Source organism: Lentilactobacillus kosonis, assembly GCF_003864335.1.
Classification (GTDB): Bacteria; Bacillota; Bacilli; order Lactobacillales; family Lactobacillaceae; genus Lentilactobacillus; species Lentilactobacillus kosonis.
On record NZ_BEXA01000001.1, the window covers coordinates 1 to 20,773 of the forward strand.

Genomic DNA, 20,773 nt, shown 5'->3' on the forward strand with positions numbered 1-20,773 from the left:
GCGACTCTGATATAACAAAGGTGCGCTTTGAAGTAAACTATGGGCTGGCTCATTTTGCTTCATCACATTTGCAAGCACACTCCCTAAGATAGCCGTTCCAATTGATGTCATTACCTGACGCATCGTACTGTTGACTGCTGTTCCGTGACTCAATTGCAATCCTTTAAGATCAATTGAACTGGCCGCTGTTAATGGCATCGCTACCAAGGCCACCCCAATCATCAGGACTGTATATTCACTAATTATAAAACTGTAAGGAGTTGTTCTAGTTAGCAAAGCAAACGGGATTGTCGCTCCAGTCAATAACATTGTGCCAATAATCGCTAAACGGCGTCCGCCAATTTCATCGTATAATCGACCACTAATTAAACTAACGACTCCATATACTAGAGCTCCTGGTAAAATCATTAATCCGGAATGCAGTGGGCTCATTCCCCGAACATTTTGTAAATACATTGGCAAGACCACCTGAATACTAATCATGGCGGTATTCGACAATGCGGTAATCATGGAGGCAACTGTAAACGATGGAATTGATAGTAACTTAACATTCAAGAATGGATTTTCTTGAGGCCATTCTCGAGATACGAATAGGCCAATAAAAATAATTCCAACTATAATGCCAACAATGACGACTGTGGATAACCAACCACGTTCCCCCACCTCCGAAAAACCATATAACAGACTGCCAAATCCAATTGTAGAGAGCAGAATGGCAATCACATCAATTTTTGATTTTTTAATCATCATCACTGGTTTAACAAAAATTAAGGTCAACATCATGACGATAGCCACTGGAATTAACATATAACCAAATAAATCCCGCCAAGTTGCGTTATCTAAAATCCATCCCGAAACTGTCGGTCCTAATGCAGGGGCTAAACCAATCACAATTCCGCCCAATCCCATCATCGATCCTCGATTACTGGCAGGAAAATCACTAACAAGACCGTCTGAATCGTTGGGAATGTAACTCCCACTCCAACTGATTGAACTAAGCGGCCAAACAAAATCATGCCAAAATTATCGGCCGTAAAACTAATAATCAGGCCGACGAAGAAAAACGTTAACGCCGTAAAATAGATCCATTTTAAATTAAAGTTATTTAACAACCACGCACTAATCGGAATCATAATCCCCATAATGAGTAACGGCCCCGTTGTGAGCCATTGCACTGTGGCACTAGAAATTGAAAATTGATTCATTAACGTCGGATACGAAGTTACCAACATATTTGTTGTTAATGCTGTTGAGAAAGTCCCCAAAAGTAATGTGAGCATCAGTAAAACACTACTGTAACGCTGTCCATTATTATCAACCATGACTTACGCCTCATTCCTAATTTCTTATCTAAACTGATGATATCAGTTAACGGTTTTAAATTATAAACTGACATCATCAGAATGTAAACTACTAATCATATTTATTTTTATGATAGAATGGATTTAATTAAGTTACACTTAGATTAACTCCACTCAATTTACAAACATAAAGGTGATTAATAATGGTCAAGAAACGTGTCCTTACCCGCGAAAAAGTCCTAGCTACTGCTAGTGACATCATCGATAACGAGGGACTTGACGCTCTAAGTATTCATAACCTAGCTGCTGCCCTCGATGTCCGGCCTCAATCAATTTATAACTATGCCAAAGGCTTAAATGACTTAGTTGATCAAGTTGGCTTAGAATTCGTTGATGAGGTCTCACACCGCATTACTCAAAAGTTAGTTGGGGTTTCTGGAAAGGAAGCCCTACGAGTCTTCGCCCATGAATTCCGGGATGTTAGTTTGCAGCACTCCGGCCTAGCACCGTTGATTCTAAATCCAAATGTTTTACCTAAAGATTCAAATACCCATCAGGCATTGATTGAGCTTTATCGAAACTTATTCAATCCCCTTCATCTGAATGACGAAAACTTAAAAATCGAATCAACCTTATACCGTTCAGCTTTGTTTGGTTTTATCCTTCAGGAAACTGGTGACTTCTTCCTCCTTCCATCAGCCGAACTCGATGATCGATTTACTAAAACGATGGATCTCGCGATTGACCAGATTGAATTGTAACCTAAAGGAGTTCAAGCATGCGTATCGGTAAATTAGCCCAAATTACTAACATTCCCATTTCCACCATTCGTTACTATGACTACCAAAAACTGATCCCGCAACAATACATGCAAAAATCACCTAATGGTCAACGCGACTTTACTGAAGCGGCGATTCCATTTCTAAAGCGAATCAATACTCTGATTCATGCCGGGATTCAAATTGATGACCTGCGAAATTTAATTTCTGAACGACTAACCCCGGAAACGATTGAGCGCCAGGTTGCGGTCGTTAGAAATCGAATTGCCGAGATAGAACGAAAACAAGCCGAGCTTGAAACTTACAAAGAAACCTTATTAGGTTTACTAAATAATCCTGAATAAACCAAAAGCAGCGGGACCAATCTAATCGTAGATTGGCCCCGCTGCTTTTTTACATAACATATTTTATTTTCTGGTCGTCAAACTTTCTACCATCGCTGGGTCACGATGATCAAAGAATGCCGATTCATGCATGTCTAAAGCCTCAATTTGCTTCATCTCAGCATCACTTAGTTCAAAGTCAAAAATGTTTAGGTTTTCAACCATTCGTTCCTTATGAACTGACTTAGCTAAGCTAACAATTCCTCGTTGATATAGCCAACGCAAAACGACTTGGCCAACCCCTTTGTTATGATTCTTAGCAATTTCGGTTAAGACGTCATTAGTAAATAGGTCATGTCGGCCTTCTGCAAATGGGGCCCAAGCTTCTGGTTGCATGCCAATTTTATCAAACCAGGTTAATTCGTCAGCTTGCTGGTTCCAAGGGTTAACCTCAATTTGATTAACTTGAGGAGTTACGTCATTATGCAAATTCAAATCAACGAAGCGGTCAGCATTAAAGTTAGAAATGCCAATTGCACGAACTTTACCGGATTTTTGAAGTTCTTCCATTGCCCGCCATGATCCATAGACATCGCCATATGGTTGGTGAATCAAATACATGTCCAAATAATCTAGTTGAAGTTTATCAAGTGATTCTTGGAATGCCTTCATGGTTTCATCATAGCCAGTTGAATTAATCCATAATTTAGTGGTAACAAATAATTTCTCACGTGGGACATCAGTCTCTTGCAGCGCTTCACCGACCTCGGCCTCATTCCCATAAGACTGGGCAGTATCGATTAAACGATATCCAGCGTCAATGGCGTCTAACACAGCCTGTTTTGTACCACCATTTTCAATTTGAAATACTCCAAAACCTGCAGCTGGGATTTCCACCCCGTTATTTAATTTAAAAGTTGGCATTGTCATTATTACTTATCTCCTTTATCAACTTTAAAACTATCTTTTATCCATAGTTTCTCAACGTTATCGTCGTTCATTTCACCTGACCTAAATTTAGCCAAATGGTTGTCATAAGTTGTAATTTTGTATTTCAATAAATCACGTGTCTTCTCAAGCTCAGCAAGTTTTTCGTCAATCTGATCTAGCTGCTCATTCAATACTTCTTTTTGAGCGGCTGAAACATCTTGTTCATCCCTCATTTGAGCTAGGCTCGCAAATTCAATCATAGATTCAACTGACATGCCGGCATTCTTTAAACTTTTGGCTAAGAATATCCAATTCAAATCTCGATCTCGATAATCACGATAACCGTTCTTATCGCGCTTAACTGGTGGAATGACGCCGACTCGCTCGTAGTATCGTAAAGTATCGATCGATACCCCTAAAGTCTCTGCAACCTTTTTACTATTCATAAATTATGCCTCCTAATAAACAGGACGGTCCAATCCTTGGGTATCTGGATCTGCAATTCCCAAACTATCTTTAACGCCATATTTTGGATCTGCAATAATCTTTAATACAACATCCGCAATACTGTGGCGGGATCCCGAAACTCCGACATAAGGTTCATCTTTGGTGGTAACCGTATATTTGACCTCATCGCGATCATTTAACCAAGGCAGACGTAAGGTTGTGTAATCCAGTCCCGATTCTGCAAGTAGTTTATCGGCATTAATGGCTGCTGGTAACCCACTTTTAACCATTTCCAGATTCCAACGACCGAACTCACCTGGAACTTCATTGTACAGTCCTAATAAGCTAGTTGAAATTACTCGCTTAACATTGTTTTTATCCATCGCACTAATTACGGTTTTAGTAATATCATTGTTAGCACCATGATCAACTACTGCCACATAAACTAAATCTTGATTATTCATTACTTTGTTAACCAGTTCAGGATCGGAAATATCGCCTTCAACCAACGTCACTCTTGAATTATCTGCTAATTCTGCCAGGCGCTGACTGTTCCGCAGAACTAAAGTTAAGGAAACATCTTTGAATTTCTCTTCAGTTAAAATTCGTTGTTCTACAATCTTGGCGATTTGGCCATTTGCGGCTAATACTAATACTTTCATTTGGACTCCTCCGTGTCTTTTCATTTATTACAGTTATCCTAAACCCTGGGGTGGACTCCATAGCAAGTTTTAGTTTGAAATTTTTTTATGATGGACTAAAAAAGCCCTAACCTCATCATTGAGATTAGAGCTTTACTATCATTTATTGCTTCAGTTCCGGATAAATTTCAATAAATTCACCATTGTGAGATTTACCATCAACAATCACGTCCACGATTTTATCAGCCACATCGTCCGTAGTATGGAAACCTGGTAATTCAGTATTCCCATTGAGATCGGTTGTGGTTGGGCCTGGATGAACACTAAAAATTGCCATTGAACTATCATTCTTATCAAAATCAATCGCCCATGAATCCATCATGACATTTTGAGCAGCTTTAGAAGCTTTGTATGAGATTGGATTCCAGGCTGGATTGGCCTCAGTTGGAATTGTCACATTAATAATTCGGCCATCGTTAGCTTCTAACACTGGCAACAACATCTGCGATAGTTGGAAAGTGCCAAAAAAGTTAACTTCCATGGTTTGTCGTAAATTATCTTCCGCCACTAACAAATTTGGGTTCATCATATCGCCAGGAATCCCGGCATTGTTAATGAGAAATTGCGTATCTGAAAAATCATTTTTAATAGTTGCCACTGCCTGACTGATTGTCTCAGGCTGACTTAGGTCAAGAATCACAAAGGCTGCATCGGTAACACCTGCTGTCCGAAGTTTGGCAATGGCTGTCTTACCATTGATTTCACTTCTTACGCCAAGTACAACCTGCCAGCCCTTTTGTCCAAGTGCCTTTGCAATTGCAAAGCCAATTCCTTTGTTACCGCCAGTAATTAATGCTGTTTTCATATTGGTTACCTACCTTTTATTTTTAAATTTATACTATACTTTAAACCTTAGACATAACTCTAGGGCAAGAAAACTGATCAAAGTAATTAATTTATAATTTATCCACAATATAAATCGCATCAGAAATGCATTTTAATAACCTATTCTTTGAGGGAATTTTTTTGAATCTTGGATATGCATTAAAGTAAAATAGAAGTAACAATTAATTAAGTCAGGAGCGGTAGCATGCGAAAAGAACGGTTTGAAGCCTTTACCGATGCTGTATTAGCCATTATTTTAACTATTTTAGTACTCGACATTAAGCTACCAAGTAATTCGGGTTCATTCAGTTCCTTGGTTGAGGTAGTTCCAAAGTTCATTGCCTATGTGGTTACCTTCATCTTCATTGCCACTATTTGGGTAAATCATCACTTTTTATTCTCTCAAGTTTCAAAAATTAACAATAAGATCCTATGGGTAAATATTTTAGCCCTATTCTGGACGTCATTATTACCCGCAACAACTGCTTGGCTCGGTGATCACATCATGTCGCCAACACCCGCGGTGCTATACAGTTTGAATGTCCTATTATTCAACGTAACAATGTTAACCTTACGGAGTTTGGTAATTAACGAAAATAAATTAACCAAACACATTGGTTTGAGTACCCATGAGTTCATTTCATTAATCATTAATACTGCCACTCTAGTTATTGCATTCTGGTATCCACCATTTTCATTCATTGGATTATCAATTGATTTAATCATTTGGATTAGTCTCCAGTTCTTTCACCAAGATTCTCGAAATACGGTCCACTAAAAAAGACGTTCTAATCTCATGACTGAGACTAGAACGTCTTTTCCTGAAGTTTACAATTTATCATAGTATTCATCATCAACTGGCTCTAACCATTCTGGAGTTCCAGCAGTGAGGGCAATATGCTCAAACCATGAACCTTTTTTAGCACCATGCCAATGTTTGATACCATCCTTAGTTACAATGGTATCACCCTTCTTTAAGGACTGGGCTGGTTTGCCTTCCTCTTGGTACCAACCTTCGCCACCAGTAACCAATAACATTTGGTACCCATCGTGATGAATGTGCCAATTGTTTCTGGCCCCTGGTTCAAACGTAACTACACCAACCCCAAATTGACCATCCGGTGAATCAGGCAGGGTGCTTAGATAAGTTTTGCCAATAAAATATTGACTATATGGGTTAGGAATCCCTGCTTTGAAAATACTACCATCTTTTAATTCACTATATTTTGCCATTGTTAATCCTCCTTATAAACTTCTTGAGCAGCTGAGAATGCTGACCAGGCTTTAGGCCAACCAACATAAAATGCTAATTGGGTAATTGCTTCAACGACTTCATCCTTTGTCAGGCCATTCTCTTTGGCCTTGCTCATGTGATATTGAAGTTGTTCAAATGAAGCTGTCGAAATCAGTGCAGTAATGGTAATTAAGCTTCGGTCTCTAGGCGAGAACTCTTTTCTCGTGACCAAACTTCACCAAATAACACATCATCGTTTAATGCAGCAAATTGTGGTGCAAATTCGCCCAAGGCATCGCGTCCTGCAGTTTGTTTTTCAACCATCACTATTCCCCTTCAAATTAATTAAGTGTTTACGTTTAAAATAGTACATGTTAAAGTCGACTTTAAGTCAACTGTTAATTAACCGAAATTTTAAAGGGAGCATCGATAAATGTCCGATCAATCACAACCCAAGCTATCTATCAAAGAATTTTCAAATCTGTTTAATTTAAATGAATCAACTATCAGATACTATGAGAGCCAATCATTGCTTACATCCAAACGTGATAAAAATAATCGACGTTACTTTGATGATACCGACGTTTCCTGGCTCAAATTCTTATTGCATTTGAAAGGCACTGGCATGTCATTGAATGATATGCAAAAATATGTGATTTGGCGTTCCAAAGGCGATGCAACGATTGCAAATCGCGTTCACTTATTAGAACGGACTCGAGATGAATTCTTAAAAGATTTTGCTGAGGTTCAACACCATTTACAAGTATTGAACGATAAAATTGACTGGTATAACAATAAGATGGCTGGCAAAATCGATGATGAAGAACCCTTTATTGAATACTTATCTAAAATTGGACATGAAGACTAATCATTACTAACAATAAAAAATCCCTACCCTCACATAACGAGGATAGGGATTTTTTTATTTATAATGTTGCACAGTAACAAACATCATGGCTCTCAGATCATCTTTTATTTATTCTAAATTATTAGCTAACCGTATTCATACCCAAATTTTTAGAAATTCGACTAGTTTCAATAATTGGATAAAGAATCACGATACCTAAAATAATGAACCCAATTCGATATGATGCATCGAGACTAAAACTAAGATTCAAGAAATGTAAAGCCACAGAGATTGCGGAAATCCCAATTCCTTGAGCCAAGGTTTGAATCACGGCATTTAGCGTGTTCGCACTGTTTCTTTCCTTCGGAGCCACTTCTGATAAATTCAAGCCATTAAATGAAGTTAATGCAAGTGATCTGCCAACTCCGGACAGAAAAGCTAACAACATAATCCAGATTCCTAAGCTAGGCGTCATTAACGAAAGCATTAGCGAACTTAAGATAATTGTGATAAATGATGCTTGGAGTGCGCCTTTATAGGTTAATTTGCGAATGATTGCCGTCGTAAAGGGCTTAATCCCAATATTACCTAAGAAAATAAAAGATAACATATGATCCCGCTTTAATTGCTGACCAATGAAAGGCATTTTGCAAAAAGATTGTTAACAGAAACGGCATAGCACCAACTGATAGCCACAACACAAATCCACTGGTTTGAGAAATTCTAAACGACGTAAATTTAAGGGCACTAACAGAAAATATTGGGTTATCAATATTTTTAAATGCCGATAGATGGGAATCACCATTATAAAACCAACAACCGATAATAACAGGCCAATAATCGCGTTAATCCCATTATGGGTTGCCATTTCAAATCCCGCGAGAACCGCAATTGATGCCAGAGCAATTGCAATAAATCCCGTCCAATCAAACGAATTTTCTGTTAAATCATGATCAGGCAAAATTAAGAAATAACCAATAGCTGCAATCACCATCCCAATTGGAATATTAATCAAGAATATCCAATGCCAACTAAAGTAAGTAATGATCGCCCCACCAACCACCGGAGCTAACGCCGGTGCGATTAACGCTGGCCACACTAAGTAACTTGTTAATCGGAGTAATTGGCTCATCGGGGCTTTTTCTAAAACAATCAGCCGAGCCGTTGGGGTCATTAGCGCACCTGAAAAGCCTTGAATTACCCGCATTCCTAATAATGTTAATAAGTTAGGAGCAAAGGCACTTCCTAATGAACTCAGCGAAAAGATAATTACAGCAGCAATCCAAACTCGTTTTTTTCCAAATCGTTCTGCTATCCAACCACTCATAGGAATAAACACAGCTGTCGTAATTATATAAATACTAACTAACAAAGAAATTGAAGAGGTATTGGTATTAAAATCTCTAGCCATACTTGGCAAGGCCGTCGTAACAATTGTGCCATCTAAAATTTCCATAAATAAACTGGCAGCCATTAAAAGCGCTACCTTAATTTCTCTACTCATCTGATTTCCTCTCAGTTAAATCATCTTTAAATTCTTCGATCCACTGCAATTTTTCTCTTGCCACGCGGATTCGTAAATCTTGTTTGCGACTAGCATAAAAGTGATCCCGCGTTTGTTTTCTTTCCAAATTCTCCTTAATCTCGATAGCCTCTTTAATGATGATATTTTGTGCTGTTGAATACTCTTCTAATAAGTTGAAGCGTTCAGACAATGGTAAATGCTGCATAACATCCAATTTGATGGAGTACGCTTCATCGCTGTGCAGACCATTATTAATTGGAGCTTTCATTAATTCAAAAAAACGTGCTTGCCCTTTGTCAGTAATCGTACTAATTTTTCTGGTTGGCTTTTCCGGATCCGCTTCAGTGACGATAAACCCTTGCGTTTCCATTTTTGTTAGTAATGGATATAGTGCTCCATAACTTATTGATCGATTAAAAGTACTCTTTAAAATTTTACGTAAACTGTAGCCACTATGAGGTGATTCCATTAATTCACCTAACACTGCCAATTCATTCATTAAAAACCTCCTATGTATCTAATAGATACAAATAATATATCGTTTCGATATGCTTGTCAAATACAAAATAAAAAGAATTCACAATTAATATGTGAATCCTTTTTAAACCGATAATTTATTTGTCTGGATATAAAATGCTGTCTTTAAAAATGCCATCGCCCCATATTTCACTCTCAGACAAAGTCGTTTCGATGAGTTCGATTGGTTGTTCGTTCACCCAAATCATGGCGCAGCGGTATCCTGCAAACGGCTGATAAAGCGGCATAATCACTTCTTCGCCAGCTAGGGCTTCATCAATATCATCCACTTTGAAAGCCACGTGTGAAATTTGTTGAATTCGTTCATCCAATGATGAATTTGGTCCAAAGGCATGCAACTCAATTGGAATTGATAAATCATTTTGCTTATCCAATGAATACATATCATATAGTGGACTGTATTTGTTGTCAGGATTGTCCTTAATTGTCTCGAGAGACACCGGTCGGCCAATGTGATGAAAGACGAGTTTTAGATTTGATTTCATAAAGAGCTCCTTTTAATTACTGATATTAATTTTTATTTCGTACTTTCAAACGTTGGTTTAATTTATGGGAAGTGATTTGAGAGTTAATATAAACTCCAATCCATACGCCAGCATAGATGATTACAAAAATCGTCATGAATATCGGTACATCATTTGACGTTAACCAACCCCAATTAAATATCAAGCTAGACCCAATAACAATTAGCAGTGTACCAAGCATATGTAGCCCAATTAACAGTGAGTACGGTAATCTGTCCGTCTTAAAAATGGCTGTTAAAACTCCAATTAATGCGTACATAATAAAACATTCAAGAATATGTTTGGATTCAAGTGTTGTCGAGCCGACCTGCATTGCAATCATACATAAGGTAATGGTACTGCCAATCATAATGCCGACCACCGCATTAACAATAATAGTCTTAATAATTCGCATAGATTACATCCCCAATGCTTTCTTTAATTTCGAAACATATTTCCGACTAACAGTAAGTGACAATTCATTCTTCATTTTTGCTAGAAGATTACCTGAGAATTCTGGTTCTAATAACTTCAAATGATCCAAATTAATGGCCGCGCTCCGACTGATTCTGATAAAAATATTGCCATCAAGTTTAGTTAAAGTATCTTTTAAATGACCTCGAATAACATAATCGTGACTTATAGTGTGAATTGTCAAATGTTCGCTAAGTACCTCGATTGCCACAATTTCTTCAATCGGTAATAGAACGACCTGATCATCGACATTAATCGGCAATATATTAGTATGATTATCAAGCTGATTCAATTTGGCTAATAATTCAAGCACCTTAGGATTAGTATCAGCCGCGCGAACCACTAATTCAATTTCATTCGAATTTAATTTAGAATTTTGCTCAAATAAAATTTTCAAATTTGTTACCTCAAATTTCAATAATTACCACAATTATACACGTGTAATAAAACTTTTCTGAGTTCTCCTGGCAACTAAAAGTGAAACTAGACCGAATAAAATCGTAAACCCAAGCATAATCAAAATTGTTTCATTAATATTTAACGTATGTTGTAAACGGATATTAACACCCATCTTAGTTTTAAATGTACTTTGATAGGCATTTAATTTACCCGCGAATTTATTATTTATGGCATTACCCATTAAAATTTGTCGAAATAAAGCTGAATCATATGGTGCTGGCGTAAGCTTCATTAACCACTGAGCTGAGTCAGGAACACTACTAATTGGAACATAAACCCCTGCAAAGAATCCAGCAGCTGCAGCAATAATGGAACTTAACCTTCCAAATGTTTCAACTCGGCGGACAAATGCTAAGCACAATAGATTAAAGCTTGTCCAGGTCAGGCTACTCAGGGCACATATAAGCATAACCGCTGGAATGCTTGCCCATGTGATTTGCATGCCATCAGATAACGCAAAATATCCTGCCATCAATATCAACATCCCGATTTGCATTAACCAGCTGATAACAAATGCACTAGTCAGATAACTAAATTGCAACTTCCAAGTCTCAATCCCTGTCATTATTAAATCGCCTAGCTGACCTTTTTCACGATCCGCAATCATTTGGCCTAATGAGCTCTGGGAGGTAGTAATTGCAGTGATTGCCAAAGTACCGCCAATAACCCATAAATCTAGAATATTTTTACCAATTCCAATTGAAAAGCTATGCTGCAGGTTAGATTTCAAAAAACTATATATAAGACAAATGCAATCAATGCCCCAAATAATGAAAAAATCACATTACTAAAACTATTAAAAAACAAATAAAAATTTCTTTTAATCAATGAACGCATCTTAACGTATTTCCTTTCCAGTTAGTGTCATAAAAATATCGTTCAGATTACCTTCACGACTTTCAAACGAAGTGATATAAGGTTGAACTGCATTCAATACCTTAAGGGCCTCCTGCGCATTCTTCACGCAAACATTGATGGACTGACTATTTGGTTGTTGATAAGTTAGTTCTTTCTGATTAACCGTTAGAATTAGTTGCTTCATATCATCGGTTTGCAAATTCAACTGATATTGGGCATATTTACTTTTAAGTTGGCCAATCGAATCTTCGGCTATGATTTCACCGTGATCGATTATATAAACATAATCGGCAGCCTCTGCTTCTTCTAAATAATGAGTCGTCAAAATCATGGTGATTCCAAAAGATTGCCTCAACTTCAGTAATGTTTGCCAAATGATATTCCGAGTTTGGATATCTAATCCCGTCGACGGCTCGTCCAAAATTAATATTTGTGGATGATGAATTAGCGCTCTAGCAATATCTACTCGTCGGCGTTGGCCTCCTGAAAGAGTGCCATACTTTGCTTTAAAATATCGGCCAGTGAAAAATCTTCAATTAGCCTACTTATCCATGCATGATCAATTTTTGGATACATCTTCGCTCTTAAATCTAAGTTTTGTTGGACACTAAGTTCCAAATCAAGTGTGCTATTTTGGAATACGACTCCAAACAGTTGCTTGTATCGAGAATCATTGAGTTGAGATGATCCAAACCGAATTGTGCCACTTGTTGGTCGTGACAATCCCGTCAACATACTAACAGTCGTTGACTTTCCAGCTCCGTTCGGTCCCAGGAATGCCACAAAATGGCCTGACCTGATATTCATGCTTACATGGTTAACAGCAACTTTTGACTCATAATTCTTCGTTAAATCTTCAATCATTAAATCTGGCATAATAATCTCCTTAATTAATATGCCTAAGTTTAACTTTTTGTTTTTAGTCTGAGATGTATTTTTTGTTAAGTGGTAAAATCCACGGGCTAAGTGGATGAAAAATACTGCTAAAAAATTCTTCTATGCTAGAATTAGCTTAACAGTTTACAGAAAGGACCAACCACATGGACACGCGCAAACTTACTGCATTCGTTGACTTGGCAGACACCAAAAACTATAGTCAAACGGCTGAAAATCTGTTTTCAACGCAAGCAACCATCTCAAAACAGATTATTGCTCTAGAAAAAGAATGGCATATTTCTTTATTTAATAGGGCCCATCGCAAAGTAGCGTTAACAACGGCTGGTAAAGCCGTCTTACCATATGCTAAAAAAATACTTACGGAAGAACACCAGTTGGAAGCAAAAATCGCAGAACAACATAAACAATCTGAACAGAATCTGACTATCAAAGGAATCCCATCTATTTCCCAATACCAAGCATTTAAAATCATCGCTGAATTCACCAAGGCTCATCCTGAAATTAATTTAAAATTTAGTGAAGCCGAAACTGACCAGTTGGATAATGCATTGATCAATAACGAAGCTGACATTATTTTTACTCGCCTGTTTGAACAAGCAGATAAGCAACTCGATGTTTTAATCAATGAGACTGATTACTTTGTCATCCTAATGCCCAGATTCAATCCATTAGCATCAAGCGCAAGCCTAAATCTTGAGATGCTCAAGAATGAATCATTTCTCATGCTTGATTCCGCCACTAACCTTTTTAACCCCGTGTCAGAAATCCTCAAACAAGCTGATATCAATCCCAAAATCACATACCAAGGACGCCGGATTAATATCATTTTAGAAATGCTCAATCGTGGTATCGGCGTTTCTGTTATGATGCGGAAGTCATTTAATTTAGATAACTTTCCCAATGTTGTCGCTATCCCTCTGCAACCTAAAGAATATAGTCACTTAGCATTCGTAAAGCTCCATGATAAGCACTCACAAGCGCTTGATACTTTTGGAAATTTGCCACAGCCGCTATTTAAGCCACTAAACATTCCATTTAGGAATACTTAGTGGCTTATTTTGAATTGCTCATAAAACCTAATCCGCTCATAATGAACATAATAATTAATCACTAGGAGGTCCAAACATGGTAGCTGAACCATATGACTTAAGAAAAGTTCTGGAAGAAATTAAAGATATTCCAGGCCAATATCATGAAACTGACGTTGAAATCGACCCAAATGCTGATTTAGCTGGTGTATATCGATACATTGGCGCCGGTGGAACCGTACAACGTCCCACCACTGAGGGACCAACTATGATGTTCAATAACATCAAAGGCTTTCCTGATAGTCGCGTCCTCATTGGCTTACAAGCATCCCGGAAACGTGTTGGAACAATTCTTCATCACGACTATAAAACTTTAGGAAACATGTTGAATGAAGCGGTCTTACATCCCGTAGCACCAATCCAAGTTAGCAAGGAAAAGGCTCCCGCCCAAGAAGTCGTTCATCTGGCTTCTGATCCTGATTTTGACATTCGAAAATTACTGGCAGCTCCCACTAATACTCCTGAAGACGCTGGCCCATACATCACGATGGGTGTGGTTTACGGTCATAGTACCGATAACCAACAAAGTGATGTAACCATTCACCGAATGGTATTAGAAGATAAGGATACAATCGGAATGTACATTATGCCAGGTGGTCGCCACATTGGAGCGTTCTTAAAGGAATATGAAGCTCAAAACAAACCAATGCCCATCACCATTAATATTGGTTTAGATCCCGCCATTACCATCGGTGCGACCTTCGAGCCACCTACAACTCCGCTCGGTTATAATGAATTACAAGTTGCTGGCGCTTTAAGGAATGAACCCGTTCAAGTGGTCCCTGGTGTTGCGGTAGATGCGTTGGGAATCGCCAGATCTGAATGGATCATCGAGGCAGAAATTATGCCTAACCAAACTATGCAAGAAGACATCAATACCAATACTGGTTATGCAATGCCAGAATTTCCTGGTTACAATGGAACCGCCAATCCCGCCGTCAATGTGGTTAAGGTTAAAGCCGTTACCCATCGTAAGGATCGACCAATCGTCCAAACGACTATCGGTCCTTCTGAAGAACACGTTTCAATGGCGGGGATTCCAACCGAAGCCTCAATTCTGAATTTAGTTGATCGCGCTCTTCCTGGAAAAGTTTTAAATGTTTACAACGCTCCTGCAGGTGGCGGTAAGTTAATGACCATTATGCAAATTCATAAAGAATCCGAAGCGGATGAAGGAATTCAGCGACAAGCGGCTTTACTAGCATTTTCAGCATTCAAAGAATTAAAAACCGTCATTCTCGTTGATGAAGATGTTGATATTTTTGATTGGAATGACGTCATGTGGACCATTAACACCCGTTTCCAAGCTAACAAAGATATTATGGTCCTTGAGGGAATGAGGAATCACCCTCTTGATCCCTCAGAACTACCTGAATATGATCCCGCCAGAATCCGAGTTAGAGGAATGAGTTCAAAGATGGTCCTCGATGGTACTGTTCCTTATGATATGCGTGACAAGTTTAAACGGGCATCTTTCAAAGATATCCCCGACTGGGAAAAATATTTAGACTAACTGGAAGTGACTTAATGAAAAAGATTGTAGTTGGTATCACCGGTGCAAGCGGGACAATCTATGGCATTCAATTGCTTGAAGCGCTCCATTCAATGAATGACATTGAAGTTCACATAGTCATGAGCCGCTGGGCCAAAGAAAACCTAGCCATTGAACAAACGAATTACACCGAAGCCCAAGTCAAAAAATTAGCTGACTTCACTTACTCCGATAATGATCTTGGAGCAACCATTGCCAGTGGCAGCTTTAGACATGATGGCATGGTAATCGTTCCTGCTAGTATGAAAACTGTGGCGACAGTCGCAACCGGAATTGGGGATAACCTAATTTCTCGAGCAGCCGACGTTACGCTGAAGGAACAACGTCAGTTGATCATCGTTCCTCGCGAATCTCCCTTTAATCAGATTCATTTGGAGAACATGCTTAAATTATCAAAGATGGGGGTCAGCATCATCCCACCAATTCCTGCCTTTTACAATAATCCGCAAACCATTGATGATATCGTTAATCACACAATCATGAAGATTCTCGATCACCTACACATCGATAACGAGATTAGCTCCCGCTGGGAAGGATTAAGAAATGCCAGAAAACAAAGCCAATAATTATTTTGAGACTATCATTACTCGTGAAGGATATTCAATGAAAGCAGTGCTTGAACGCCAAACTTTGGATGTCTTGATTCAAATCATCGGTGGCGATGTTCCTCATTATGGTGTCGTGATGACCATTGATAACGCTGGCCACACAACGGTCACCTCCTTACCGAGTCGACCAGGACATGTTCATCAAGAACAAGTCCTGATTAATCCTGTGGCTAAAGCAATCGCACCAGTCTTACAAGGAAATGCAGTCATTGTTTCAGGAATGCACGTCAACAACATCACCCCAAACCAAATGAAAGCCGCGCTTGGCATGGCAAACGAGTTAGGCGAAAGACTAGCGACTTGGTTAACTGATCATCCTAGTCAGCAACCTGAAGTCAATTTTGCAAAATAACTAATTAAACGCGAAAAATCCCCAGTCTCAAAATGAGATTGGAGATTTTCTATTAATTGCATTTATTTTGATTGATCATCGCGGTGCGCTAATTTAGTAATAATGCGGATATATGCTTTTGCATCAGCTTCACCTAAGTATTCCATCATATCGGTGGCAAACTCCAATTGCGTTTCTGCTTGTTTCTTTAACAATTTTCTACCATCGTCCGTTATGCTAATTACAAATTTTCTAAGATCGGTTGGGTGAGAATTACGAACCACCATGCCCTTCTTTTCCAATCTGCGCACAACTACGGAAATTCTGGCCGTGGTCACATTCAAAGCCCGACTAATATCAACTGGGGTAACATTATCATGATCTGCCAGATACTGTAATGCCAAAAAATCAGTTCCAATCAAAGACTCTGTTGGTTCTTGACTGCCATTAGTTTTAACATTCTTCATTGTATTTAATAATTCAATTGCTAAATCACGAGCATTATCCATCATCGTTGCCCCTTTTTTAATCTGATTTGTTCTTACTGATGCCATTAATATTAAACTGGGTTAACATACATGTCAAATGATATTAAATTCTAATCTCTGGTCAGGTTATTGATTGTTTTGTATCAATAAGGTATCGATTGATCAAATAATGTGTTCATCAATTGTCGAAGTTGAGTTATGACCGAAGCATTCTTGCCATTCGCTAATGTCCATTTGACGAAATTTAAAATGAGGGCTGTACAAGTTTGAGCCAAGTAATCTTCTGGGGCCTTGCTAGTCAATTCGAGTTCATTAATTACATGATGCCAACTCCGCTGTAAAATATCCTGACAATTAGCAGTTAAGTCCAATCCTTTAACATGAACCCTGAATAGCGCTTGTAATGCCTGCTTATGCTCTAATAACTCATCTGCAATTTGGCTCATTGAAAAATCCATTTTGGACTGATTAAATAATTCATTGATTCTTTTTTCAGCGATTTCAGCAAATAATGTGGTGTAATCAATAACCAACTTCTCCAACAGTGCATACTTGTCAACGTAGTGCGCGTAAAAAGTCGTTCGGCTAATTATCGCTTCCTGACAGATATCAGCAATTGTAATTTTTTCAAATTCTTTTTGTGCCAATAAATTAATACATCCCTGTCGAATATCTCGTTCAGTTTTATACTGCCGTGCGTCCATCGCTCATCCACCCCATAATTATTATTACATAAATTATATACTGAACTAGTGCTTTAAACAGTAAAACACCCTAATCTCGTAAATTGAGATTAGGGTGTTTCATTAATTTAAAAGTCGTAATTTATAGCTTAGTGTTCGTAATTTCTAGCGACTTATCTAGCAACTTGCTCGCTACTTCCATATCCATGTATTTGCTTTCGTTCCATCCCCATAATGCAGGATATCCTTTGGTTCCCTGCTTATTGTTAGGTGCATAAATCGCACCGCCTTCAGCATTTACATCAGTTGCGGCATATAAGGTTGGCAGTGCTGCTTGTGATGCACTTTGACGAATATTTGGGAAGAGCTTAAATAAAATCGCTCCAATGCGCATCATCAATGAGGTGGCTCCCGCTTTCTTCGTAACCAGATTAGTTGCGGCCAATCCAGGGCTTGCAGCTAAGACCATGATTGGGATATTTTGTTGTTGAAAAATTGAATTTAGTTTTCGAGAAATCATCGCTTGGGCCATTTTAGTCGCGATATAAATTTTCCAGGCATTGTAATTATGGCCGTCAAAATTATCAAACACAATCTCAGGATTTCCCGATGCTAAAGAAGTTAAATTAACCACTCGCGAGTGGTCTGCATTTTTAAGAGCTGGCAGTAGCGACATGGTAAGGGTGAATGCCCCAAAGTAATTCGTCGCCCACATTGATTCCAAACCATCATCACTTAACCGAACTTGCGCTGGCATCATGATCCCGGCATTGTTAATTAACACATCGATTTTTGGAGTAGTTTCAAGGATGCTTTTAGCAAACTCCTTGATGGCCGTGATCGACATCAGGTTAACTGAGTGAAATACAATATTTTGATTACCGGTCTGCTGTTTTAATTCTGCCACTGCCTTTTGGCCCTTTTCAAGATTATGAGCCAGAATATGAATTGTCGCATTTTTAATTGCAAATGCCTTCGCATCTTCATAACCCACCCCACTTGTTCCACCAGTAATCACAACTATCTTGCCTGTCTGATCTGGCATATCATTTAGCGTCCAATTTTTCTTTAGGTTGTTTATAATTCATCATACTAATCTTCTCCTTTTTAGGAAACTATTTATAGGACATCAGTTTCCATGTGCTTAAAAATAAATTGGAGACTCACTATCTCCAATTTACGGTTTCAACATTTTTATTACTAATTTTTCAAAATTCTCTACATGCTTATCAAAGTCCTCTTCAGAGTAAAACCGACGAAACACCGGTAGCATCGTTGGCGGAATCAAAGCCACCACTTCGTTATCAACTTTTGCCGTGACTCCTAATTCAGCTGCTTCATTTAGCCAATCAATAATCAACTTATAAAATTGATCGAGATTGCGCTGATAATCGTCATAGATGCTTGGATATACTTCGTGTAGCTCCTCAACAAACCCGTCGGCAAATGTTCTGCTAATCTTAATCGCCTGTTGAATTGCTAAATGGATGGTTTGCGAGACATCGCCGAAAGATACCGGTTTTGGCAGCTCAACATGTAACAGTTCATCGGTAAATTGATTCATCATGCTTTTAATCAATGTTTCTTTGTTCTGATAATACTTATACACTGTCTTCTTCGAAACTTGTAAATCTTTGGCTAACTGATCCATCGAATATGATTTTATTCCATGTAAACTAATCTGATTGTAGATTTGCTCAGTTAACACCCGTCTTTGGTCTGGTGAGTATTCTTTAGGCATTTATCAATCTCCTTTTGACATTAGTAGTGTATCACCTAAGGAAACTGAATACAATATATTAGTTTCCAAAGTAACAAAACATTCCATAAAAAGGACTCCCACCTATCCTGAGGCGGGAGTCTCTTGATTAAATATTCTCACTAAATTATTTTTTCTTATTTGTCAGCAACATCGTTGGAATTAAGATCACCAATGCAGCAATCGATACCACTAAGAATCCATATTGGAATGAATGAATTTGGATTGCTTGCATGTGCTGCAACATAAATGATTTCATCTGGTCTGGTTGAACATGGTAGTGGCCATTCTGAAGAGCATCTTTGAAATGCTTAACTTGAGAATTAGAATAAGCCATAACTACAGTTGTGATCAACGCTGAGCCTAGCGCACTACCAATATTTTGAATAATCCGTGAACCAATCGAGGCAGAAGGAACCTGACTGCGATCCATTCCAGTGTACGAATCCGTCATCAGTGGTGATAAAATTCCTCCGGCACCAATTCCCCGAACCAACAATACGATGGCGATAATCCAGTACGAAGTGGATTTATCGATCCAATAGAACGGAATTGTTCCCACAAACGTGATTAAAGCACTGACTAAAACGACATACTTGCACCATACTGATCAGTTAATCTTCCCGTAATTGAACGCGACGCTAACATCCCTACTCCTTGAGGAATTAATGCAAATCCGGCCATCATAACGCTTAATCCAGAAATATCTTGGAAGAACAATGGTAATAACAGCATTGCCCCATTTAAAATCGTGCCCGAAACCATCAAGCCCAGCATTGAACCATCAAATGATCGATAACGAAATAACGTTAGTGGCACAACTGCATCCGCTTTTTTATAAGTCGCCCACGCAATATATAGCAATAACAATCCTATCCCAATTCCACCATAAAGTAAGGTGGTGTGATTATTAAAACTGGCCGCTCTTGAAGCTCCAACCACTCCATAAATAATTGTGGAGGTCGCTCCACCCAACAGCAAAATACCAATCAAATCAATTTTTGCCGCTTTATTCTGCGCGGGAAAACTAGGCAATTTTTTGATAATTAAGATGATTGCTCCAACAGCGACTGGAACATTTACCCAAAAAATCCACTGCCATGACAAGTACTTAATAATGACACCACCAATAATCGGGCCAACCAAGGGCCCTAAGATAATTGGTAGTCCAACGGTGGCCATCATTTGCCCCATCACCTCTGCACCAGCAGTTTGAACCAATAGGGTAGTCAATAATGGAATAATCAGTCCACCAGCAAATCCTTGAACTAACCGTGCACCAATTAAAAATTGAATATTTGGCGACAGTGCCGCCGCAACCGATCCAATTGCGAATCCGATTTCTCCAACCAAGAACACATTTTTACCATCAAATTTATTGAGTAGCCAACCAGAAAATGGCACCGCAATTCCTGTTGCTAAAACATAACACGTAATCGTCCACTGAACGGTTGAAATTGGACTATTCAAATCTTGAGATAAGTTATGAATCGCAATATTGACCATTGTAGAATCTAGCATCGGTGCCATTGCCCCCAAACACCAAGACCCAAGCAATCGCAATTACTGACTTATCTAACTTCTTTTGTTTATCCATCAACTTATCGCCTTTCTAATAAGAAAC

26 protein-coding genes and 3 pseudogenes are annotated in these 20,773 nt (G+C 38.6%); 8 read left to right on the plus strand and 21 right to left on the minus strand.

Translation table 11 applies throughout. The annotated features are described in order from the left end of the window. Together NBRC111893_RS00005 and NBRC111893_RS11735 are read right to left on the minus strand one after the other, a co-directional pair. Positions 1 to 912: MFS transporter (locus NBRC111893_RS00005; protein WP_125007506.1), on the minus strand; the 912-nt coding region annotated here is incomplete at its 3' end. Further along, a complete protein-coding gene (locus tag NBRC111893_RS11735; RefSeq protein ID WP_125007507.1) occupies positions 909 to 1,322 on the minus strand; it encodes an MFS transporter in 414 nt (137 codons plus the stop codon). The genes NBRC111893_RS11735 and NBRC111893_RS00005, both read right to left, overlap by 4 nt. Before the next feature lie 182 nt (positions 1,323 to 1,504). On the opposite strand from NBRC111893_RS11735, the gene NBRC111893_RS00015 reads away from it, so the two are divergent. Beyond that, positions 1,505 to 2,062 (plus strand): TetR/AcrR family transcriptional regulator, encoded by a 558-nt coding sequence (locus tag NBRC111893_RS00015; RefSeq protein WP_125007508.1) that lies wholly within the window; start codon positions 1,505 to 1,507, stop codon positions 2,060 to 2,062. 17 nt (positions 2,063 to 2,079) lie between these two features. Continuing rightward, a complete protein-coding gene (locus NBRC111893_RS00020) occupies positions 2,080 to 2,424 on the plus strand; it encodes a MerR family transcriptional regulator (RefSeq protein WP_125007509.1) in 345 nt (114 codons plus the stop codon). Between the two features lie 63 nt (positions 2,425 to 2,487). Here the strand turns inward: NBRC111893_RS00020 and NBRC111893_RS00025 are convergent, their stop codons facing one another. The 4 genes from NBRC111893_RS00025 to NBRC111893_RS00040 form a co-directional block, all read right to left on the minus strand. Beyond that, entirely contained in the window at positions 2,488 to 3,333 is an 846-nt protein-coding gene (locus NBRC111893_RS00025) for an aldo/keto reductase (RefSeq protein ID WP_225417436.1), read from the minus strand. Positions 3,334 to 3,335: 2 nt separating this feature from the next. After that, a complete protein-coding gene (locus NBRC111893_RS00030; RefSeq protein ID WP_125007510.1) occupies positions 3,336 to 3,779 on the minus strand; it encodes a MerR family transcriptional regulator in 444 nt (147 codons plus the stop codon). 12 nt (positions 3,780 to 3,791) lie between these two features. Beyond that, positions 3,792 to 4,442, minus strand: a complete 651-nt coding sequence (locus tag NBRC111893_RS00035; protein WP_125007511.1) for an NAD(P)H-binding protein — start codon at positions 4,440 to 4,442, stop codon at positions 3,792 to 3,794. A 142-nt stretch (positions 4,443 to 4,584) separates the two neighbouring features. Then, positions 4,585 to 5,286, minus strand: a complete 702-nt coding sequence (locus NBRC111893_RS00040) for an SDR family NAD(P)-dependent oxidoreductase (protein ID WP_125007512.1) — start codon at positions 5,284 to 5,286, stop codon at positions 4,585 to 4,587. Positions 5,287 to 5,511: 225 nt separating this feature from the next. Here NBRC111893_RS00040 and NBRC111893_RS00045 point away from each other — a divergent pair, with 225 nt between their 5' ends. Then, positions 5,512 to 6,084, plus strand: a complete 573-nt coding sequence (locus NBRC111893_RS00045; protein WP_125007513.1) for a TMEM175 family protein — start codon at positions 5,512 to 5,514, stop codon at positions 6,082 to 6,084. A 50-nt stretch (positions 6,085 to 6,134) separates the two neighbouring features. On the opposite strand, the gene NBRC111893_RS00050 is transcribed toward NBRC111893_RS00045, so the two are convergent. After that, positions 6,135 to 6,539 carry a cupin domain-containing protein gene (locus NBRC111893_RS00050; protein WP_125007514.1) on the minus strand — a complete coding sequence of 135 codons (405 nt, stop codon included), beginning with the start codon at positions 6,537 to 6,539 and terminating at the stop codon, positions 6,135 to 6,137. Positions 6,540 to 6,541: 2 nt separating this feature from the next. Next, positions 6,542 to 6,864: pseudogene (locus NBRC111893_RS00055) on the minus strand (carboxymuconolactone decarboxylase family protein). A gap of 109 nt (positions 6,865 to 6,973) precedes the next feature. On the opposite strand from NBRC111893_RS00055, the gene NBRC111893_RS00060 reads away from it, so the two are divergent. Beyond that, positions 6,974 to 7,408 (plus strand): MerR family transcriptional regulator, encoded by a 435-nt coding sequence (locus tag NBRC111893_RS00060; protein WP_125007515.1) that lies wholly within the window; start codon positions 6,974 to 6,976, stop codon positions 7,406 to 7,408. 121 nt (positions 7,409 to 7,529) lie between these two features. On the opposite strand, the gene NBRC111893_RS10840 is transcribed toward NBRC111893_RS00060, so the two are convergent. From NBRC111893_RS10840 to NBRC111893_RS00095, 8 genes and pseudogenes are all read right to left on the minus strand, one after another. Beyond that, positions 7,530 to 7,997: an MFS transporter gene (locus NBRC111893_RS10840; RefSeq protein WP_225417437.1), complete on the minus strand. Its 468-nt coding sequence runs from the start codon at positions 7,995 to 7,997 to the stop codon at positions 7,530 to 7,532. 51 nt (positions 7,998 to 8,048) lie between these two features. Then, on the minus strand, positions 8,049 to 8,891 hold the full coding sequence (locus tag NBRC111893_RS10845; RefSeq protein WP_225417438.1) for an MFS transporter: 843 nt from the start codon (positions 8,889 to 8,891) through the stop codon (positions 8,049 to 8,051). After that, on the minus strand, positions 8,884 to 9,411 hold the full coding sequence (locus NBRC111893_RS00070; protein ID WP_125007516.1) for a PadR family transcriptional regulator: 528 nt from the start codon (positions 9,409 to 9,411) through the stop codon (positions 8,884 to 8,886). The genes NBRC111893_RS10845 and NBRC111893_RS00070 overlap by 8 nt, the downstream gene beginning before the upstream one ends. Before the next feature lie 115 nt (positions 9,412 to 9,526). Beyond that, positions 9,527 to 9,934 carry a VOC family protein gene (locus tag NBRC111893_RS00075; RefSeq protein WP_125007517.1) on the minus strand — a complete coding sequence of 136 codons (408 nt, stop codon included), beginning with the start codon at positions 9,932 to 9,934 and terminating at the stop codon, positions 9,527 to 9,529. Positions 9,935 to 9,959: 25 nt separating this feature from the next. Then, a complete protein-coding gene (locus NBRC111893_RS00080; protein WP_125007518.1) occupies positions 9,960 to 10,367 on the minus strand; it encodes a DUF3021 domain-containing protein in 408 nt (135 codons plus the stop codon). 3 nt (positions 10,368 to 10,370) lie between these two features. Next, complete coding sequence (locus NBRC111893_RS00085; protein ID WP_125007519.1) at positions 10,371 to 10,823, minus strand: LytTR family DNA-binding domain-containing protein; 453 nt, start codon at positions 10,821 to 10,823, stop codon at positions 10,371 to 10,373. A 33-nt stretch (positions 10,824 to 10,856) separates the two neighbouring features. Beyond that, positions 10,857 to 11,615: an ABC transporter permease gene (locus NBRC111893_RS00090; RefSeq protein ID WP_160114406.1), complete on the minus strand. Its 759-nt coding sequence runs from the start codon at positions 11,613 to 11,615 to the stop codon at positions 10,857 to 10,859. A 108-nt stretch (positions 11,616 to 11,723) separates the two neighbouring features. Continuing rightward, positions 11,724 to 12,619, minus strand: a pseudogene (locus NBRC111893_RS00095) (ABC transporter ATP-binding protein). A gap of 164 nt (positions 12,620 to 12,783) precedes the next feature. Between NBRC111893_RS00095 and NBRC111893_RS00100 the strand changes: the two are divergent. From NBRC111893_RS00100 to lpdD, 4 genes are all read left to right on the plus strand, one after another. Then, complete coding sequence (locus NBRC111893_RS00100) at positions 12,784 to 13,689, plus strand: LysR family transcriptional regulator (protein WP_125007521.1); 906 nt, start codon at positions 12,784 to 12,786, stop codon at positions 13,687 to 13,689. Between the two features lie 76 nt (positions 13,690 to 13,765). After that, complete coding sequence (locus NBRC111893_RS00105; protein WP_125007522.1) at positions 13,766 to 15,241, plus strand: UbiD family decarboxylase; 1,476 nt, start codon at positions 13,766 to 13,768, stop codon at positions 15,239 to 15,241. 14 nt (positions 15,242 to 15,255) lie between these two features. Then, positions 15,256 to 15,846: a UbiX family flavin prenyltransferase gene (locus NBRC111893_RS00110; RefSeq protein WP_125007523.1), complete on the plus strand. Its 591-nt coding sequence runs from the start codon at positions 15,256 to 15,258 to the stop codon at positions 15,844 to 15,846. After that, positions 15,824 to 16,240: a prenylated flavin chaperone LpdD gene (lpdD, locus tag NBRC111893_RS00115; protein WP_125007524.1), complete on the plus strand. Its 417-nt coding sequence runs from the start codon at positions 15,824 to 15,826 to the stop codon at positions 16,238 to 16,240. Before NBRC111893_RS00110 ends, lpdD begins: the two co-directional genes overlap by 23 nt. Positions 16,241 to 16,302: 62 nt before the next feature. Here lpdD and NBRC111893_RS00120 read toward each other — a convergent pair whose 3' ends face one another. From NBRC111893_RS00120 to NBRC111893_RS00140, 5 genes and pseudogenes are all read right to left on the minus strand, one after another. After that, the gene (locus NBRC111893_RS00120; RefSeq protein WP_125007525.1) at positions 16,303 to 16,773 is read right to left on the minus strand and encodes a MarR family winged helix-turn-helix transcriptional regulator; all 471 of its coding nucleotides are present in this window, start codon (positions 16,771 to 16,773) and stop codon (positions 16,303 to 16,305) included. 77 nt (positions 16,774 to 16,850) lie between these two features. Further along, positions 16,851 to 17,411: a TetR/AcrR family transcriptional regulator gene (locus NBRC111893_RS00125; RefSeq protein WP_125007526.1), complete on the minus strand. Its 561-nt coding sequence runs from the start codon at positions 17,409 to 17,411 to the stop codon at positions 16,851 to 16,853. 121 nt (positions 17,412 to 17,532) lie between these two features. Continuing rightward, complete coding sequence (locus NBRC111893_RS00130) at positions 17,533 to 18,435, minus strand: SDR family NAD(P)-dependent oxidoreductase (RefSeq protein WP_125007527.1); 903 nt, start codon at positions 18,433 to 18,435, stop codon at positions 17,533 to 17,535. Positions 18,436 to 18,567: 132 nt separating this feature from the next. After that, complete coding sequence (locus NBRC111893_RS00135; RefSeq protein ID WP_125007528.1) at positions 18,568 to 19,131, minus strand: TetR/AcrR family transcriptional regulator; 564 nt, start codon at positions 19,129 to 19,131, stop codon at positions 18,568 to 18,570. 145 nt (positions 19,132 to 19,276) lie between these two features. Next, positions 19,277 to 20,746: pseudogene (locus tag NBRC111893_RS00140) on the minus strand (MDR family MFS transporter). Positions 20,747 to 20,773: the final 27 nt, after the last annotated feature.

Coding starts and splice junctions, on each gene's coding strand:
- NBRC111893_RS00105 (WP_125007522.1), top strand. CDS start 13,766: ATGGTAGCTGAACCATATGACTTAAGAAAAGTTCTGGAAGAAATTAAA.
- NBRC111893_RS00050 (WP_125007514.1), bottom strand. CDS start 6,539: ATGGCAAAATATAGTGAATTAAAAGATGGTAGTATTTTCAAAGCAGGG.
- NBRC111893_RS00120 (WP_125007525.1), bottom strand. CDS start 16,773: ATGGCATCAGTAAGAACAAATCAGATTAAAAAAGGGGCAACGATGATG.
- NBRC111893_RS00135 (WP_125007528.1), bottom strand. CDS start 19,131: ATGCCTAAAGAATACTCACCAGACCAAAGACGGGTGTTAACTGAGCAA.
- NBRC111893_RS10845 (WP_225417438.1), bottom strand. CDS start 8,891: ATGAGTAGAGAAATTAAGGTAGCGCTTTTAATGGCTGCCAGTTTATTT.
- NBRC111893_RS00100 (WP_125007521.1), top strand. CDS start 12,784: ATGGACACGCGCAAACTTACTGCATTCGTTGACTTGGCAGACACCAAA.
- NBRC111893_RS00130 (WP_125007527.1), bottom strand. CDS start 18,435: ATGCCAGATCAGACAGGCAAGATAGTTGTGATTACTGGTGGAACAAGT.
- NBRC111893_RS00035 (WP_125007511.1), bottom strand. CDS start 4,442: ATGAAAGTATTAGTATTAGCCGCAAATGGCCAAATCGCCAAGATTGTA.
- NBRC111893_RS11735 (WP_125007507.1), bottom strand. CDS start 1,322: ATGGTTGATAATAATGGACAGCGTTACAGTAGTGTTTTACTGATGCTC.
- NBRC111893_RS00110 (WP_125007523.1), top strand. CDS start 15,256: ATGAAAAAGATTGTAGTTGGTATCACCGGTGCAAGCGGGACAATCTAT.
- NBRC111893_RS00020 (WP_125007509.1), top strand. CDS start 2,080: ATGCGTATCGGTAAATTAGCCCAAATTACTAACATTCCCATTTCCACC.
- NBRC111893_RS10840 (WP_225417437.1), bottom strand. CDS start 7,997: ATGTTATCTTTTATTTTCTTAGGTAATATTGGGATTAAGCCCTTTACG.
- lpdD (WP_125007524.1), top strand. CDS start 15,824: ATGCCAGAAAACAAAGCCAATAATTATTTTGAGACTATCATTACTCGT.
- NBRC111893_RS00045 (WP_125007513.1), top strand. CDS start 5,512: ATGCGAAAAGAACGGTTTGAAGCCTTTACCGATGCTGTATTAGCCATT.
- NBRC111893_RS00040 (WP_125007512.1), bottom strand. CDS start 5,286: ATGAAAACAGCATTAATTACTGGCGGTAACAAAGGAATTGGCTTTGCA.
- NBRC111893_RS00025 (WP_225417436.1), bottom strand. CDS start 3,333: ATGACAATGCCAACTTTTAAATTAAATAACGGGGTGGAAATCCCAGCT.
- NBRC111893_RS00070 (WP_125007516.1), bottom strand. CDS start 9,411: ATGAATGAATTGGCAGTGTTAGGTGAATTAATGGAATCACCTCATAGT.
- NBRC111893_RS00030 (WP_125007510.1), bottom strand. CDS start 3,779: ATGAATAGTAAAAAGGTTGCAGAGACTTTAGGGGTATCGATCGATACT.
- NBRC111893_RS00015 (WP_125007508.1), top strand. CDS start 1,505: ATGGTCAAGAAACGTGTCCTTACCCGCGAAAAAGTCCTAGCTACTGCT.
- NBRC111893_RS00125 (WP_125007526.1), bottom strand. CDS start 17,411: ATGGACGCACGGCAGTATAAAACTGAACGAGATATTCGACAGGGATGT.
- NBRC111893_RS00060 (WP_125007515.1), top strand. CDS start 6,974: ATGTCCGATCAATCACAACCCAAGCTATCTATCAAAGAATTTTCAAAT.
- NBRC111893_RS00080 (WP_125007518.1), bottom strand. CDS start 10,367: ATGCGAATTATTAAGACTATTATTGTTAATGCGGTGGTCGGCATTATG.
- NBRC111893_RS00075 (WP_125007517.1), bottom strand. CDS start 9,934: ATGAAATCAAATCTAAAACTCGTCTTTCATCACATTGGCCGACCGGTG.